Raw genomic sequence first — 16448 nt, forward strand, 5'->3', positions numbered from 1 at the left:
CCAGTATTTTTAACGAACTTTTGTCCTTTATAGATTCCATAAATGATGATACGCTTTGATTTGATGGAGTTTTACAAGCATAGGTTTTACAAGCATATGGATCTTTACTTTGTACTATTTTTATACTACCACTACTTACAGTCCGTCCGGGCGGCAAGGATAGCGTCAATCACGTTGCTGCGGGCTTCCTTTGGCTTCATCTGCTTTCGGTAGTCGGCGGCAGATTTCCCTGTTCAGGTTGCCGATGTTGGTCTGAATCCCACGCTTTTCCGGGTAGTGCTTCACTTCTTGATCGTATTCACAGAACAGCTTTTCGCCGCTGTGTGGGCGGCGGGTATTTATAGCAATCCAATAAATTATTGCACATAATTACACGAACGAAACCACCCTATGCAGTCCTTTGGACGAATTGTTAAAAATCCTTTTGAAATAGCTGATGGTAATTCCGATGCAATCCGTATCTTTTCTTTCCTTAAAGATGCTTTGAGTTTTGACCACATCTTTTCAATCGGATTCAGATCCGGACTATACGGGGGCAAATACAGATAGGTTACTTTTGAGCTGTCCAGTAGCTGTTTCACCGCTTTTGCATGATGGGAACGCATATTATCCATAACGATAATGTTTGCTTCTGAAAGCGTCGGCAGCAACTTTGTTTTCAGGTACTCTGCAAACCGCTCTACAGTAGTTCCTCCCGGATAGACTGTATAGGCACAGTCTCCATTCAGACGTATGGAAGAAAGAACGGTTGTATTGCAGGGCGTGTTGAGTGGAGTTTTATCTACTGCTCTCCGGTTTTTCCATGCTCTGGCATAATGTCGCGTCATATTGATGTTTACTCCGCTTTCGTCCAGAAAGACCAGATGATTTATGTCTTTCTCCGACATATGTTTTTTCCAGTTTCTGCGTTTTTCCCTGACATAGGGGACGCTCCTGCTCTGAGGCATGAAGAGATTTTTTCTTGTAAGAATACCCGAGTTTATAGCAAGACCAGAAAATAACGCAAAAAAGGCAGTGCGGCAGGGCGCGAATTACAAGGAACGGATTTGAAGGCGTACCGGGGTACGACGAAAATCTGTGACGCAGTAATTCACGTTCTGCAGTGCTGAATTTTTTGCATTATTTTCTGGAATTGCTATAATAACTGCCTTGCGGACTGTTTCATTACAAACATGCAGACCAAGTTTATCAATGATTTCATCAATTGTGATATCTGGTTCCTGCTGAACCACCCGGTCAATGTTTTGGAGATCTTCCGGTGTCAGGGCATGTTTACGTCCTCTCTGTGATGTTCTTGTTTTTACAGAACCTGTTTCACGCATTTGTTTTTCCAGGCGGTAAACAGTATTGGTATTCACAGAAAAACACTCTGCGATTTCTTTTGTCTTTTTAAAAACGGCAGAAGAAAACCCTCTCACACCGCCTTTCTTGGCGTATATGAGAGGGTTCCTGTTCTTACGCCTGCCCCAGTACGTGGTCGGAAATTCTTCCGTAGACGGAGATCAGGTAGAGGCCGCAGATGCCGACAACTGCGTAGATGATGCGGCTCAGCCACGTCATGTTTCCGAAGACCAAGGCGACGAGGTCGAGGCGGAAGAATCCGATCAGGCCCCAGTTGACGGCTCCGATGATCGCAACGGTGAGCGCGGTGTAATCCAGTCCTTTCATGTAAAGAAACCTCCTTTTCCCGGATTTTGTATCGTCTTTCTATCTCTTCCGGTTTCTTTATAAATCATTTCCCAAAGGGAGGCAGCTTATGCATTTTCTTTGATTTTTCGGGCAGAAAAATGGAGACCATTTTCAGGCCTCCATTCGTGCAATTTTGTTTTTTATTCAGACAGCAGCTTCTGCAGCAGCTCTCCTGCCGCTGCCGGGTTGGCTTTGCCTTTCATTTCTTTCATGACCTGGCCGACCAGGAATCCGAGGACTTTTGTCTTTCCGGATTTGTACTGTTCTACCGGGCCAGGATTGTTTTCCAGAACTTTTCTCGCGGTTTCTTCCAGAAGGCCGGTGTCGTTTACGGTTTTCAGTCCGTGTTCCTCGACGTATGCTTCCGGATCGACATCCTCTGCAAAAATCTGCTCAAATACCTCTTTCGCCACCTGGTTGTTGACCGATCCGGCTTCTGCCAGTTCGATCAGGGATGCCAGATGCTTCGGTGAAAACTGCAGATCCTCCGGCTCCTGCCCGTTCTCTTTTAAGAGACGTAAGGTCTCGCCCATCAGCCAGTTTGCCACTTTTTTCGGTTTGCCGCAGAGCGCCGTCGTCTCCTCAAAGAGATCGGAGAGCTTCTTGGAACCCGTCAGAATGCCCGCATCGTACTGCGGCAGTCCGTACTGCTCCACGTAGCGTGCCTGTTTCTCCGGCTGGAATTCCGGCATGGATTTCACAATGCGGTCGATCCACTCGTCGGAAATGTGCACCGGCGGCAGATCTGGGTCCGGGAAGTAGCGGTAATCCTTCGCATCCTCTTTCGAACGCATCGCATAGGAATACTCTTTGTTGTCGTCCCAGCGGCGGGTTTCCTGGACAACGGCTTTTCCTTCCTCGATCAGCTCGATCTGCCTTGCACGCTCTCCCTCGATCGCTCTTCCGATCGCCTTGAAGGAGTTCAGGTTCTTCATCTCTGTACGCGTTCCGAATTTCTCGCTTCCAACCTCGCGGACCGAAAGGTTGACATCGGCACGCATCGAGCCTTCCTGCAGTTTGCAGTCGGATGCGCCGAGATACTGAATCATCATACGCAGTTTTTCCAGATAAGCGATAACTTCCTCCGCGGATCTCATATCCGGCTCGGAGACGATCTCGATCAGCGGAACGCCGCTTCGGTTGTAATCGACGAGAGAACAGTCCTCCCACTCATCGTGAATCAGCTTTCCTGCATCTTCCTCCATATGGATCTCGTGGATGCCAATTTTCTTCTTTCCCGCTGCGGTGTCGATCTCCACATATCCATCGTGGCAGATCGGCAGATACAGCTGAGAAATCTGATAGTTCTGCGGGTTGTCGGGGTAGAAATAGTTCTTTCGGTCGAATTTGCAGAGCTGGTTGATTTTGCAGTTTGCAGCCAGTCCGACGCGCAGGGCGTAATCGACAACCTTCTTATTTAATACCGGAAGGGATCCCGGCATACCGGTGCAGACCGGGCAGGTATGGGTGTTCGGCGCACCGCCGAATGCGGTAGAGCAGCCGCAGAAAATTTTTGTTCTCGTCGCAAGCTCCACATGTACTTCAAGTCCGATGACGGTTTCATACTGTTTTGACATTGTTTTGCTTCCTCCTTACCGTTTTTCTGGCTGCCCGAATGCACCGCGTGCCTGCTCATAGGTGTACGCTGCACGGAACAGTTTTTTCTCTGAGAAACAGTCTCCGATAAGCTGCATGCCGATCGGAAGACCCTTGTCATCCATGCCGCACGGAACGGTGATGCCCGGAAGACCGGCGAGGTTGACGGATACGGTGTAAATATCGCCCAGATACATCTGCAGCGGATCGGAAAGCGATTCTCCAAGGCGCGGTGCCGTCGATGGTGCTGCCGGGCTTAAAATCATATCGTATTTCTCAAATGCGCGGTCAAACTCCTGTTTAATCAGGGCTTTCGTGCGCAGCGCTTTCAGATAATACGCATCGTAGTAACCGGAGCTCAACACGAAGCTTCCCAGCATAATCCGTCGTTTCACCTCCGGACCGAAGCCCTCGGAACGGCTCTTCTTATACATATCGTGGAGTCCTTCGTACTCTTTGGCACGGAAGCCGTATTTCACACCGTCGAATCGTTCCAGGTTGGAGCTTGCCTCGGCGGATGCAATGACGTAGTAAGCCGGAATCGCATAATCAATGAGGTCGAGATCGAAATACTCTACTTCTGCTCCGCGTGCCTTCAGGACATCGGCAGCCTTTAAAATGGATTCCTTTACCTGCGGATCCAAACCTTCGCCGAAATAGCTGTTCGGAATACCGATTTTCAGATCGGAGACATCTTCTTTTAAAGCGCTCATGAAATCGTAATCATCGCGTTTCATTGATGTCGCATCTTTTGCATCATACGAAGCAACGGTCTGCAGCAGTGCTGCACAGTCTGTCACATCCTTTGCGACCGGTCCGATCTGGTCGAGGGAGGAACCGTAAGCGATCAGTCCATAACGGGAAACGGTGCCGTACGTCGGTTTCATGCCGGTTACGCCGCAGAAGGAACTTGGCTGACGGATCGATCCGCCAGTATCGGAGCCGAGTGCCATCGGTACTTCTCCTGCTGCAACGGCTGCACAGGAACCGCCGGAGGAACCGCCTGGAACGTGTTCGGTGTTCCACGGGTTTTTCGTCACGCCGTACGCAGAAGTCTCTGTCGTACTTCCCATCGCAAACTCATCCATGTTCGTCTTTCCAATGATAACGGCTCCCGCCTCTTCAAGCCGTGTAATAACCTCCGCATCGTACGTCGGAACGAAATTCTGCAGGATCTTTGACGCACACGTCGTCGCAAGACCCTTCGTACAGATGTTGTCCTTGATCGCGATCGGAACGCCGGCCAGCGGACCGGTGAGCTCTCCTGCGTCAATTTTCTTCTGCACTTCTGCTGCGCGTGCTCTCGCACCCTCTTCATCCACAAGAAGGAAGGCGTGAATCGCATCCTCAGACGCTCTGACTGCCGCAAGGGACGCTTCCACAGCGTCCGATACGGTGATCTTTCCTTCTTTGATCGCGGCAGAAAGCTGTACTGCTGTCATATCTTTGATTTCCATATCGAATCTCCTCCTGCTATTCTACCGTTTTCGGAACCTTGTACTGGCCCTCTTTGACTTCCGGTGCATTGGCAAGCATTGCATCGCGGTCGTCGCCATTGGTTACTTCATCCTCGCGGAATACATTTCCCATCTCGAAAATGTGGGTCATCGGCTCGACCTTGCTGGTGTCGAGCTCGTTTAATTTATCTACATAATCCAGCATTTTCTGCATATCCTGCCGTGCGGATTCTTTTTCCTCATCCTTTAATTCCAGCTTTGCCAGGATGCCGACATATTCCATCGTTTCATCTGAAATCACATTTGCCATTTCACTCATTCTCCTTTTTTATTTTCCAGCAGGATCCGCTTACGGCTCCAGTCTTGTAAGATCACGCGGGAACAGCGTTGTCTCGCGGACGTTGTCCTCACCGATCAGCTTCATGGTCAGACGCTCCAGACCGATGCCAAGACCTCCGTGCGGCGGCATACCGTGTTTGAAAGCACTTAAATACTGCTCCATGCCCTCTTCTGTCATGCCGCGGGCTGCGATCTTTTCAGAGAGCATCTTGTAATCGTGGATACGCTGGCCTCCGGTTGTAATCTCCAGACCGTGGAACAGCAGGTCGAAGCTCTTTGTGTATCTCTTATCCTCCGGGTCGTCCATCGCATAGAACGGTCTCTTTTTCGACGGATATTCGGTGACGAATACGAAGTCTGCGTCGTACTCCTCTTTGAAATACTGGCCGATCAGAAGCTCCTCCTCCGGCTCAAGGTCGAACGGGTTGCGGATCTTTCGGTTGTATTTCTCGGCTACCAGCTCTTTCGCTTTCGTGAACGGTACAGTTGGGATTTCTTCTGTCTTTGGAAGCATAACTTTCAGGATCTCCAGCTCTTTTGCGTAATCCTTTTTAAGAAGCTCCACCATGTACTGTAAAAATCCGGTTTCCATTGCCATGATGTCGGTGTAATCCTCGATGTAGCCCATCTCAAAGTCAAGGCTGGTATACTCGTTCAGATGACGTTTCGTGTTGTGTTTCTCTGCACGGAAAACCGGTCCGACTTCAAAGACACGGTCAAACACGCCGACGAGCATCTGTTTGTAGAACTGCGGGCTCTGTGCCAGGACAGCCGGACGGTGGAAATATTCCAGCTTGAAGATGTTTGCGCCGCCCTCAGCGCCTTTCGCGCCGATCTTCGGTGTATGGATTTCGGTGAATCCCTGGGAATGAAGGAAATCACGGAACGCCCGTACCACGCCTTCCTGGATGCGGAATTTTGCACGCTCTCTGACGTTTCGAAGAGCGATCGGCCGCATGTTCAGCATTGCTTCAAGGGAGGTGTTCATTTTCCATTTGTTGACTGCGAGCGGCATTGGCTCGGTCGGCTCGGAAAGAACGGTGATGGTCTGCAGCCTGACTTCGACGCCGCCCGGTGCGCGGTCCTCTTTTTTGACCGTTCCGGTTACGGCAACTGCCGATTCCTCTTTCAGATCTTTCAGCGGGAAGTCAACGCTTCCTTCTTCGTACACACACTGAACGAGTCCCTCGCTCTTTCTTAAGATGACAAAGGCAACCTCGCCCATGTCACGGATGATGTGTACGGCTCCTTCGAGTTTTACTTCTGTGCCTTCCGGTGTCTCCAGCAGAGTTTTTACGGAGATGTCTTCTTTTTTCTTTACGCCTGTCATAAATTCCATGTCTTGTTCTCCTCTCTTTCTCGCCTGTCCCGGATTGCTTTTTCAAATAAAAAAGCCCCGGAACAGTTTTTTAACTACTGTTCCGGGACGGGATATTTTATGTTCCCGCGGTACCACCCGCATTGCATTTTTCTCTCCGGTTTTCCGGGGGAAAACGCCCACTCATTTATACTTAACGCGTATCACGGATCTGCCTACTTGATTTCCTGTTCGGATCTCATGTTCAGCAGACCGGCTCCGGAATGTTCCCCATTGTATGTTTCCTCCATGCTGATGCTCTCAGTCGGTGACATCGGCTTCCTGTCAGATTCCGCATACGGAGTTTCCTTCACTGCCTTTTTCATACTGTGCATTATAGCACAGCAGTTTTGCATTTGTAAACACCTGATTTTTACGGATTTTATATAAATTCTAATGCATTTTTTCGTGAATTTTATCTATACAAAATTATTTTTTCGCGTGTTCATAAAATTGCGCAGAAATTTCGTTTTATTGGTATTTCGCACACAATTTACAGTTTTTTGATTCTCTCCACTGCCTCTACTGTATTCTCATACGTACCGAATGCAGTCAGACGGAAGTAGCCTTCTCCGCTCGGGCCAAAGCCTGATCCTGGTGTTCCGACTACGTTTGCGTCTGCAAGCAGGTGATCAAAGAACTCCCAGGAAGTCATATTTCCCGGTGTTTTCAGCCAGATATACGGAGCGTTGACGCCGCCGGATACGGTGTAGCCTGCGCCCTTTAATCCGTCGTAGATGACTTTTGCGTTCTTCATGTAGTAAGCAACCTGCTCTTTTAACTGTGCTTTTCCTTCCGGAGAGTAAACAGCCTCGCCGGCTCTCTGAATGATGTACGGAGCTCCGTTGTATTTCGTTCCGTGACGGCGTGCCCACAGGCTGTGCAGAGTCACATCGCCGGATTTGATGTCTTTCGGGATAACGGTGAATCCAAGACGCATACCGGTAAAGCCTGCGTTCTTGGAGAAGCTGCGCATTTCGATGGCACATGTTCTTGCACCCTCGCACTCATAGATGGAATGCGGAATGTCTTTTTCTGAGATATATGCCTCGTATGCAGCATCATACAGGATGATGGCTCCTACTTTATTTGCATAATCAACCCATTTCTGCAGCTCGGCTTTGGAAACCATAGCGCCGGTCGGGTTGTTCGGGAAGCACAGATAAATCAGATCCGGGGTTTCTTTCGGGAGCTCCGGGGTGAAGTTGTTTTCTGCGGTACACGGCATGTAAATCACATTCGTGAAACGCTCGGTTGCTGCGTCGTAGTCACCGGCACGGCCTGCCATTACGTTGGAGTCTACATAAACCGGATAAACCGGGTCGCATACAGCGATCTTGTTGTCCAGGCTGAAGATCTCCTGAATGTTGCTGCAGTCGCATTTTGCGCCGTCCGATACAAAAATTTCATCAGATGAGATATCGCATCCTCTGTCCTGATAATCATTTTTTGCGATGGTATCGCGAAGGAAAGCATATCCAAGATCTGGTGCATATCCGTGGAAGGTCTCTGCGTGTCCCATCTCATCCACTGCTCCGTGCAGCTTTTCAATGATCGCCGGTGCGATCGGCTGGGTTACGTCGCCGATTCCAAGACGGATGATTTTCGCATCCGGATTTGCCTCGGTGTAAGCTGCAACTTTTTTTGCAATGGTGGAAAACAGATAGCTTCCCGGCAATTTCAGATAATTGTCATTGATTTTGAACATTATTATGTCGCTCCTTTTCACTTTTTCTTACTCTGTCAAAAGCGTCAGCACCATCTGTGCCGTTTCAACCAGATTGGTGCCGCTGTCCATGCTGCATTTCTGCATGTAGCGATGGGCCTCCGACTCGGTCATGTGATTTCGTTCGATCAGAAGGCTTTTTGCACGATCGATGATGTGCTGTTCCTCGGCGCTGCGCACCTTGGGCTTTGCCCGCTCTTTCTTTCTGCGCCGTGCCGCACTCTGCAGCATCATCTCCAGTGTATTGACCAGCTCGTACACGGAAAGCGGCATCGTAACCGCCATGATTCCGGTTCCCTCCACCGCACTTAATGCGCGGCTCGATGCAATCAGAAGCATCTGGAAGCCGGACGGCATACACTCATTCAGATCCGTAAAAAACATATCCGGGAGCTTGTAGCCGCAGATGACGATACCGCCGTTTAAGTTGTTCATCTCTCCGAGCGCCGCTGCCGCTGTCGAACAGACAGCATCGATTTCATATCCTCTTTTTGCCAGAATATCCCGGATGCGCTTTCCATCTTCTATTTTGGGAAGTACTATCACTATGCTGCTCATGCATTTTCAGGCCCCTTCGTCGTCTAAATACGGTACAGATATTTCTCGGTCTCCCAGTCGGATACCTGGCGGAGATACTCATGCCACTCTTCTTCTTTGGCATTGATATATCCATCCACAAATTCCTGGCCGAGTACCTGACACAGAAAATCGTCTTTTTTTAACTCTGCGACCGCTTCTCCAAGGCTTCCCGGGAGAAGGGTGATCTGCATCGCGTTTCGTTCTTCTTCTGTCAGATCGGAAATATTGCGGTCCACCGGGGACGGCGGAACGATTTTCTGTTTGATACCGTCAAGTCCTGCTGCCATGCAGACAGCAAGTGCCAGGTACGGATTGGCTGCCGAATCCGGGCATCGAAGCTCAATGGCCATGATACCGTCTCCCGTCAGCGGAATGCGGATCAGCGGGCTTCTGTTCTTTGCAGACCATGCCACGTAGATCGGTGCACCGTATCCCGGTGTCAGACGTTTGTAGGAATTTACAAGCGGGTTGGTAATCGCTGCGATTCCGCTGATGTGTTTCATCAGTCCGCCCATAAAGTAATATGCCTCTTTGCTGAGCCCGTATTCATCGGATTTGTCGGCAAACACATCTTTTCCCTCCTGAAACAGGGAGAAGGAAAGATGAAGACCCGATCCGTGAACTCCGGTTTTTGGTTTTGGCATAAAGGTTGCGTGAAGGCCATGACGTTTTGCAATCGTACGGATAGCAAATTTGGCAGTCATCAGCTGATCTGCCGTCCGAAGTGCTGCAGCCGGACAGAAATCCAGTTCGTGCTGGCCTGCCGCTACCTCGTGGAAGGAAGACTCAACGTCGATTCCCATTTCTTCGAGGGTCAGCACCATATCGCGCCGCGCGTTTTCTCCCAGGTCCAGCGGTCCCAGATCCAGATAACCGCCTTTGTCGTGCGTTACACTCGTTGCTCCGCCGTCCTCATCGGTGTGGAACAGGAAAAATTCACACTCCGGTGAGATTTCAAACTCATAGCCCATCGCTTTCGCTTCGAAAATTACCTTCTGAAGGATGGTTCGGGAACTCTTTGCATAAAGATTCCCCTCTCTATCATACACATCACAGATCAATCTTGCAACCTTTCCTTGCTGCGGACGCCACGGAAGTATTGCAAAGGTGTCGAGATCCGGGTGCAGAAACATGTCTGCTTCCTCGATGGTGACAAATCCTTCGAACGAAGAGCCATCGAAAACACACTGATTATTCAGGGCTTTTTCCAGCTGTCCGGCGGTGATGGCCATATTTTTCATCGTTCCAAACATATCGGTAAACTGCAGGCGGATAAATTCAACATCTTCTTCCTCCGCCATCTGAAGGATCGCTTCCTTCGTATACTTTGTCATATCGATTCTCTCCTTTATCAAAGACGATTCTAAACGAAAAGGGTGCTTTCACGCGGCAGGGCAGAAAGACACCTTGCGTAAAAACACCCTTGTTTTGGGCATATTATAGCAATTTTTCGCGTGTTTTGTCAAGAAAAACTTAGAGATTCGTGTATCCCATCAGGGATTCATCGACTGCCTTTGCTGCCTCGCGTCCCTCGCGGATCGCCCATACGACCAGGGACTGGCCGCGGTGCATATCGCCTGCGGTGAAGACATTTTCTTTTGTTGTCTGGTATTTTCCGTCATCTGTCTTCACGTTGATGCGCTGGTTGACTTCCACTTTAAATGCATCGGTCACATATTTCTGGGATCCTAAAAAGCCTGCTGCAATAAGAACGAGATCTGCCGGGAGAATCTCTTCGGTTCCCTCAACCGGAACCATCATCATGCGGCCAGATTTCTCATCTTTTTTCGGTGTCAGTTTTACGGTCTTGATCTGGCAGACTTCACCTTTTTTGTTTTTGATAAATTCCGTTACGGTTGTCTGGTAAATCCGCGGATCATGGCCGAATACGGCGATTGCCTCTTCCTGGCCGTAATCCGTCTTGCAGATCTTCGGCCACTCCGGCCACGGATTGTTCTCGGCACGCTGATCCGGTGCTTTCGGCATCATCTCAAGCTGTGTCACAGATTTGGCACCGAGACGGATGGAAGTTCCGACACAGTCATTACCGGTGTCGCCGCCTCCGATGACAACAACGTGTTTGCCCTTGGCATCGATGTAGGCATGATCCTCAAAATTGGAATCCAGAAGACTCTTCGTTACGGAAGTCAGGAAATCGACAGCAAAGTAGATGCCCTTTGCATCTCTTCCCTCTGCCTTGATATCTCTTGGATTTGCCGCACCGCAGCAGAGCAGGACACGGTCAAATTCTTTTAAGAGTTTGTCAGCTTTTACATCTTTTCCGATATCAGCATTCGTCACAAACTCGATGCCCTCAGCCTTCATCAGATCCACACGGCGGTCGATGACGCTCTTATCGAGTTTCATGTTCGGAATACCGTAGCGTAAAAGTCCGCCCACGCGGTCGCGGCGTTCAAAGACCGTAACAGAATGGCCGCGGCGGTTGAGCTGCATCGCTGCTGCAAGGCCGGAAGGACCGCTTCCTACAACGGCAACGCGTTTTCCGGTGCGCACTTTCGGCGGCTGCGGCGTAATCAGGCCGGTTGCCCATGCGTTTTCGATGATCGCGCGTTCATTTTCCTTCGTGCAGACCGGGTCTCCGTTTACGTTGCATGTACAGGCTGCTTCGCAGAGTGCCGGGCAGACGCGGGAGGTAAATTCCGGAAAACAGTTTGTCTTGGTGAGGCGGCGGTATGCCTGCTCATAGTTTCCAAGATACACAAGGTCATTCCACTCCGGAACGAGGTTCTGCAGCGGACAGCCGGAGGCCATTCCCGCAATCATGGTTCCCGCCTGGCAGAACGGTACACCGCATGCCATACAGCGGGCAGCCTGCATCTGCTGCTCCTTTTTCGGGAGCTGCAGATGAAATTCCTTAAAGTTTTTGATACGCTCAAGCGGGGCAACGGTGTTTCCCGTCTTGCGCTGATATTCCATAAATCCAGTTGGCTTACCCATAATTCTTCTTCCTCCTACTTACGCATGCTTTCGTAAAATGCTTCAATCTGTGCCTGTTCGCTGCTAAGGCCCTTGTCTTCCATCTGGGCACTCAGCATCATCATGCGCTTATAGTCATTCGGAATGATCTTCTTGAATTTCGGCAGATATTCGTCAAAGTGTGTGAGAATTTCTTTACCTTTTTCAGAGCCGGTGTGTGCGACGTGTTTTTCAATCATGTTTTTCAGCTCTGCAATATCGTATTTGCTTTCTACCAGTTCAATCGAAATCATTTCCTTGTTCAAATTGCGGTACAGGTTGCTCTTTTCATCCAGGACATAAGCGATACCGCCGCTCATGCCGGCTGCAAAGTTCTTTCCGGTTGCGCCGAGGACAACGACACGGCCGCCGGTCATATACTCGCATCCATGCTCACCGACACCCTCGACAACGGCGTAAGCACCGGAGTTTCTGACACAGAAACGCTCTCCTGCGATACCGTTGATGTACGCCTCACCGCTCGTTGCGCCGTAGAGGGCAACGTTTCCGACGATGATGTTTTCTTCCGGTTTATACTTTCTTGCTTTCGGCGGGTAGACAACCAGTTTTCCGCCGGAGAGGCCTTTTCCGAAGTAATCGTTCGAATCGCCCTCAAGTTCCAGGGTCAGTCCTTTTGGAATAAATGCTCCGAAGCTCTGTCCGCCGGCACCCTTGCACTGTACGGTGTACGTATCCGGCTCCAGAGAGGTGCCGAATTTTCTGGTGATCTCGGCACCAAGAATCGTTCCCACGGTACGATCGGTGTTGGTGATCTCGACTTTGACGGTCTTCTTCTCTTTCTTATCCATTGCCGGACCGAATTTCTTTAAGAGTACCTTCTCATCCAGGGTTGCGCCAAGTTTGAAGTCGTAAACATCTTTCGGATCGAACGTTACCTTCTCGCCTGCTTTTGCAAACGGATTGTTCAGGATCTGGCTTAAGTCTACGCGGTCTGCGTGCTCGTTCGTCACTTTATCATTTCTCTTTAAGAGGTCGGAGCGGCCGACCATCTCGTCAACGGTGCGGAAGCCAAGTTTTGCCATGTATTCCCGCATCTCTTCTGCGATGAAGCGCATGAAGTTGATGACGTACTCCGGTTTGCCGCGGAAACGTTTGCGCAGCTCCGGGTTCTGGGTTGCAATACCCATCGGGCAGGTATCGAGGTTGCAGACACGCATCATAACGCATCCCATCGTTACAAGCGGTGCGGTCGCAAAACCGAATTCCTCGGCGCCAAGGAGTGCTGCAATCACAACGTCACGGCCGCTCATCAGCTTTCCATCGGTCTCGATCATGACACGGTTGCGGAGGCCGTTTTTGATCAGCGTCTGATGGGTCTCGGCAAGGCCTAACTCCCATGGAAGTCCTGCATTGTGGATGGAACTTCTCGGTGCTGCTCCCGTTCCTCCATCATATCCGGAAATCAGGATAACCTGTGCTCCGGCTTTTGCAACACCGGCTGCGACAGTACCAACACCTGCTTCGGATACCAGTTTAACGGAGATTCTTGCATTCACATTCGAGTTTTTCAGGTCATAAATCAGCTGTGCAAGGTCCTCGATGGAGTAGATGTCGTGGTGCGGCGGCGGGGAAATCAGGGATACACCCGGTGTGGAGTGACGTGTTTTTGCAATCCACGGGTAAACCTTTCCGGCCGGTAAGTGGCCGCCCTCGCCCGGTTTTGCACCCTGGGCCATCTTGATCTGGATCTCTTTTGCACTGACAAGGTATTTGCTGGTAACGCCGAATCTTCCCGATGCTACCTGTTTGATCGCGGAGCATCTCTCCGGGGATTCGAGACGGTCATCACTCTCACCGCCCTCACCAGTGTTGGATTTTCCATGCAGACGGTTCATGGCAATTGCCAGTGTCTCATGTGCCTCCTGGGAAATAGAACCGTAGGACATCGCACCTGTTTTGAATCGTTTTACGATAGAATCTACGCTCTCGACTTCTTCGAGCGGAACGCCCTGCTCCGGATAATCGAAGTCCATCAGGCTCCGCAGATAGCCGCTCTCCTCGCTGTCGACCATTGCTGTGTACTCTTTGAACATCTTGTAGTCGCCGCGTCTTGTGGACTCCTGCAGTGTATGAATGGTGCGCGGATTGTAGCGGTGCTCCTCGCCCTGGCTTCTCGATTTATGACGGCCGATACTGTCCAGTGTCAGATCGGTAGACAGCTCCAGCGGATCGAATGCCTGAGAATGACGCTCATCGACATCTTTTGCAATGTCTTCCAGGGTAATACCGCCGACACGGCTGACCGTACCGGTGAAGTATTTGTCGATGACATCTGCTGAGATACCGATGGCCTCGAAGATCTGGGAACCCTGATACGACTGGATCGTGGAGATACCCATCTTCGCTGCGATTTTTACGATACCAGAGATGACTGCGTGGTTGTAATCTTCAACGGCTGCGTAGTAATCTTTCTTGATCATACCCTCTTCGATCAGCTCATGGATCGTGTCGAGTGCCAGATACGGGTTGATTGCGCAGGCACCGTAGCCGAGCAGTGTTGCGAAATGGTGCACCTCGCGCGGCTCGCCGGACTCCAGAATAATCGCAAGAGAAGTTCTCTTTTTCGTTTTTACCAGATGCTGATGAACCGCAGATACAGCCAGGAGGGATGGAATCGCCACATGGTTCTCATCGACGCCGCGGTCAGAGAGAATCAGGATGTTGGCTCCTGCCCGGTGTGCACGGTCAACCTCGACGAAAAGGCGGTCCATCGCACGGTCAAGCGGTGCGCTCTTGTAGTAGGTGATCGGAACGGTCACTGCCTTGAAGCCTTCGACTTTCATGTTCTTGATCTTCAGCATATCGGTATTGGTCAGGATCGGATTGTTGATCTTTAATACCTGGCAGTTCTTCGGCTCCTCCTCAAGCAGGTTTCCGTCACGTCCGACGTAAACGCTTGTGGAAGTTACGATCTCCTCACGGATGCAGTCGATCGGCGGGTTCGTTACCTGTGCGAAGAGCTGTTTGAAATAGTTGAACAGCGGCTGATGCTCATGGGAGAGAACGGCAAGCGGGGTATCGATACCCATCGAAGCGGTTGCCTCGACACCGTTTAATGCCATCTTTCCGATGGAGGAACGGTACTCCTCGTAGGTGTAGCCAAACGCTTTCTGCAGGCGCATCCGCTCTTCTTTCGTGTACTCTTCGACCGGCAGATTCGGGATTTTGATATCCTTTAACTGTACCAGATAACTGTCGAGCCATTCGCCGTACGGCTGTTTCTTTGCGTAATATTCTTTGACTTCCTCATCGTTTAAGACTTTTCCCTGTACGGTGTTGACGAGAAGCATCTTGCCCGGATGGAGACGCTCTTTTAAGACGATTTTTTCTTCCGGAACTTCCAGAACACCGACCTCAGAGGAGAGGATCAGAAATCCATCGTTAGTGATGTAGTAACGGGAAGGACGAAGACCGTTGCGGTCGAGCACTGCTCCCATCACATCTCCGTCGGAGAACAGGATCGATGCCGGTCCGTCCCACGGCTCCATCATCGTTGCATAATACTGATAGAAATCACGTTTCTCCTGGGAAATCGTATCGTTGTTTGCCCACGGTTCCGGGATCGTGATCATGACAGCCAGCGGAAGATCCATACCGCTCATGGTCAGGAACTCGAGTGTGTTGTCGAGCATTGCAGAGTCAGAACCCTGGGTGTTGACAACCGGCAGAACCTTGTGCAGTTCATCCTGCAGCATCGGGGAGGACATCGTCTCCTCACGGGCCAGCATCTTGTCGGCGTTTCCGCGGATGGTGTTGATCTCGCCGTTGTGTACGATGAAACGGTTCGGATGGGCTCTCTCCCAGCTTGGGTTCGTGTTCGTGCTGAACCGGGAATGCACCATGGCGATTGCAGATTCATAATCGACATCCTGCAGATCGTGGAAGAAGGTGCGGAGCTGTCCTACGAGGAACATACCTTTGTATACGATGGTACGGCTGGAAAGGGATGGCACGTAGGTGTTGTCGTTGCTCTGTTCGAAAACACGGCGTACGACGTACAGACGGCGGTCGAAAGCGATTCCCTTTTCCACATCCTCCGGTTTTTTGATGAATGCCTGCATGATGTAAGGCATACACTCTCTTGCCTTATGGCCGAGAACTTCCGGAACGGTCGGCACGGTTCTCCATCCAAGGAGTTCCAGTCCCTCTTTTTCCACGATGATCTCAAACATCTTTTTTGCCTGGTTCCGTTTCAGCTCATTTTGTGGGAAGAAGAATACGCCGACGCCGTATTCCCGTTCTCCGCCTAATGAAAAACCGAGGGTCGAACAGGCTTTGGAAAAGAATTTGTGCGATATCTGCAACAAGATTCCTACTCCGTCTCCTGTTTTACCCTCGGCGTCTTTGCCGGCTCTATGTTCAAGATTTTCTACGATTTTTAATGCGTTTTCTACGGTCGCATGGGATTTTTCACCTTTGATATTCACGACGGCTCCGATACCGCAGTTGTCGTGTTCAAAGGAAGAACGGTACAGCCCTTCTTCTCCCATGACACGCTCTTTGCTCTGTGTCATACGGCTTCCCTTCCTTTACTTTCCTTATTTTCGGTTATCCTTTGTCTTTTCTGAAAAGAATGGAGGGGAATCTTTTGTTCCCCGCCGTTCTTTCTGGATTGCCCTTACTATACTCTATTTTTTTCGTCCTGTAAAGAGCAAATTTAATTTTTATATAATTTTTTATATTTTTTCTTAACTTTCTTAGGTTATTA

The 16448-nt window shown here is 50.2% G+C and carries 13 protein-coding genes; all 13 read right to left on the reverse strand.

From position 1 onward, the window contains the following. Positions 1–356 precede the first annotated feature (356 nt). The 13 genes from DW915_RS02690 to gltB all read right to left on the reverse strand — a co-directional run bounded on the left by DW915_RS02690 (position 357) and on the right by gltB (position 16254). Positions 357–947, reverse strand: coding sequence for an IS630 family transposase (locus DW915_RS02690; protein ID WP_118741509.1), 591 nt, complete (start codon positions 945–947; stop codon positions 357–359). A gap of 84 nt (positions 948–1031) precedes the next feature. Then, positions 1032–1358: a helix-turn-helix domain-containing protein gene (locus DW915_RS15860; protein ID WP_173828668.1), complete on the reverse strand. Its 327-nt coding sequence runs from the start codon at positions 1356–1358 to the stop codon at positions 1032–1034. 97 nt (positions 1359–1455) lie between these two features. Continuing rightward, positions 1456–1668, reverse strand: coding sequence for a DUF378 domain-containing protein (locus DW915_RS02700; protein WP_055217760.1), 213 nt, complete (start codon positions 1666–1668; stop codon positions 1456–1458). Positions 1669–1829: 161 nt separating this feature from the next. After that, positions 1830–3266: an Asp-tRNA(Asn)/Glu-tRNA(Gln) amidotransferase subunit GatB gene (gatB, locus tag DW915_RS02705; RefSeq protein ID WP_055217758.1), complete on the reverse strand. Its 1437-nt coding sequence runs from the start codon at positions 3264–3266 to the stop codon at positions 1830–1832. Positions 3267–3281: 15 nt separating this feature from the next. Then, a complete protein-coding gene (gene gatA / locus DW915_RS02710; protein ID WP_118601557.1) occupies positions 3282–4742 on the reverse strand; it encodes an Asp-tRNA(Asn)/Glu-tRNA(Gln) amidotransferase subunit GatA in 1461 nt (486 codons plus the stop codon). 16 nt (positions 4743–4758) lie between these two features. After that, on the reverse strand, positions 4759–5052 hold the full coding sequence (gene gatC / locus DW915_RS02715) for an Asp-tRNA(Asn)/Glu-tRNA(Gln) amidotransferase subunit GatC (protein WP_022462350.1): 294 nt from the start codon (positions 5050–5052) through the stop codon (positions 4759–4761). 39 nt (positions 5053–5091) lie between these two features. Then, positions 5092–6420, reverse strand: a complete 1329-nt coding sequence (gene aspS / locus DW915_RS02720; protein ID WP_022462351.1) for an aspartate--tRNA(Asn) ligase — start codon at positions 6418–6420, stop codon at positions 5092–5094. Positions 6421–6614: 194 nt separating this feature from the next. Next, positions 6615–6764, reverse strand: a complete 150-nt coding sequence (locus DW915_RS15675; protein WP_158555021.1) for a hypothetical protein — start codon at positions 6762–6764, stop codon at positions 6615–6617. A 167-nt stretch (positions 6765–6931) separates the two neighbouring features. Next, a complete protein-coding gene (locus tag DW915_RS02725) occupies positions 6932–8146 on the reverse strand; it encodes an LL-diaminopimelate aminotransferase (protein WP_022462353.1) in 1215 nt (404 codons plus the stop codon). 27 nt (positions 8147–8173) lie between these two features. After that, positions 8174–8722, reverse strand: a complete 549-nt coding sequence (locus DW915_RS02730) for an ANTAR domain-containing response regulator (RefSeq protein ID WP_022462354.1) — start codon at positions 8720–8722, stop codon at positions 8174–8176. 23 nt (positions 8723–8745) lie between these two features. Beyond that, a complete protein-coding gene (gene glnA, locus DW915_RS02735) occupies positions 8746–10077 on the reverse strand; it encodes a type I glutamate--ammonia ligase (RefSeq protein ID WP_022462355.1) in 1332 nt (443 codons plus the stop codon). A 139-nt stretch (positions 10078–10216) separates the two neighbouring features. Next, on the reverse strand, positions 10217–11701 hold the full coding sequence (locus DW915_RS02740) for a glutamate synthase subunit beta (protein WP_118741510.1): 1485 nt from the start codon (positions 11699–11701) through the stop codon (positions 10217–10219). A 14-nt stretch (positions 11702–11715) separates the two neighbouring features. Continuing rightward, positions 11716–16254 carry a glutamate synthase large subunit gene (gltB, locus tag DW915_RS02745; RefSeq protein WP_118741511.1) on the reverse strand — a complete coding sequence of 1513 codons (4539 nt, stop codon included), beginning with the start codon at positions 16252–16254 and terminating at the stop codon, positions 11716–11718. Positions 16255–16448 lie beyond the last annotated feature (194 nt).

Source organism: Blautia sp. AM42-2 (assembly GCF_003480245.1).
GTDB lineage: Bacteria > Bacillota > Clostridia > Lachnospirales > Lachnospiraceae > Fusicatenibacter > Fusicatenibacter saccharivorans.

Excerpts from the sequence above, each read along its gene's own strand:
- DW915_RS02690 (WP_118741509.1), bottom strand. The coding sequence starts at position 947 with ATGCCTCAGAGCAGGAGCGTCCCCTATGTCAGGGAAAAACGCAGAAAC.
- gatA (WP_118601557.1), bottom strand. The coding sequence starts at position 4,742 with ATGGAAATCAAAGATATGACAGCAGTACAGCTTTCTGCCGCGATCAAA.
- glnA (WP_022462355.1), bottom strand. The coding sequence starts at position 10,077 with ATGACAAAGTATACGAAGGAAGCGATCCTTCAGATGGCGGAGGAAGAA.
- gltB (WP_118741511.1), bottom strand. The coding sequence starts at position 16,254 with ATGACACAGAGCAAAGAGCGTGTCATGGGAGAAGAAGGGCTGTACCGT.
- DW915_RS02740 (WP_118741510.1), bottom strand. The coding sequence starts at position 11,701 with ATGGGTAAGCCAACTGGATTTATGGAATATCAGCGCAAGACGGGAAAC.
- DW915_RS02730 (WP_022462354.1), bottom strand. The coding sequence starts at position 8,722 with ATGAGCAGCATAGTGATAGTACTTCCCAAAATAGAAGATGGAAAGCGC.
- DW915_RS02725 (WP_022462353.1), bottom strand. The coding sequence starts at position 8,146 with ATGTTCAAAATCAATGACAATTATCTGAAATTGCCGGGAAGCTATCTG.
- gatB (WP_055217758.1), bottom strand. The coding sequence starts at position 3,266 with ATGTCAAAACAGTATGAAACCGTCATCGGACTTGAAGTACATGTGGAG.
- gatC (WP_022462350.1), bottom strand. The coding sequence starts at position 5,052 with ATGGCAAATGTGATTTCAGATGAAACGATGGAATATGTCGGCATCCTG.
- DW915_RS15675 (WP_158555021.1), bottom strand. The coding sequence starts at position 6,764 with ATGAAAAAGGCAGTGAAGGAAACTCCGTATGCGGAATCTGACAGGAAG.
- aspS (WP_022462351.1), bottom strand. The coding sequence starts at position 6,420 with ATGGAATTTATGACAGGCGTAAAGAAAAAAGAAGACATCTCCGTAAAA.
- DW915_RS02700 (WP_055217760.1), bottom strand. The coding sequence starts at position 1,668 with ATGAAAGGACTGGATTACACCGCGCTCACCGTTGCGATCATCGGAGCC.